This is a genomic window from Sodalis-like endosymbiont of Proechinophthirus fluctus, assembly GCF_001602625.1.
In the GTDB taxonomy this organism is placed as follows: domain Bacteria; phylum Pseudomonadota; class Gammaproteobacteria; order Enterobacterales; family Enterobacteriaceae.
The window spans coordinates 51,377-51,735 of the sequence record NZ_LECR01000046.1 but is presented as its reverse complement, the minus strand read 5'-3'; the positions used below and the strand labels follow the sequence as shown (position 1 = coordinate 51,735).

The window sequence follows — 359 nt, the reverse complement described above, 5'->3', positions numbered from 1 at the left end:
TCCAGCCGCTCGAGCAGATCGCGCATATGCAAGCCGGCCACCGATCGCCCAGAGCCTTTCAGTACGCCATAACCTGCGGGCGCAAAGGCGATAACCGGCCGGTGAAAACGCTCTTTTATCCGCGACGCCAATAAACCCACCACGCCTTGATGCCACTGCGCATGATAGATAGCCAGCCCAAAGGGCATCGTATGCTCGTCGCTCGCCATCGCTTGGCACAGCGCTAACGCTTCAGCTTCCATACCCTGTTCGATTTTACGCCGAGTTTGATTGAGAGCATCCAGTTCTACCGCCAGCATGCGTGCCTGCGACATATCGTCCGTCAGCAGCAGCGCAACCCCTACCGACATATCGTCCAG

The 359-nt window shown here is 57.9% G+C and carries 1 protein-coding gene; it reads right to left on the bottom strand.

The window, feature by feature from the left end; genetic code table 11:
• Window positions 1–359 (bottom strand): DHHA1 domain-containing protein (locus BG74_RS17005; protein ID WP_244267327.1); only part of this gene is annotated, 359 nt, incomplete at both ends.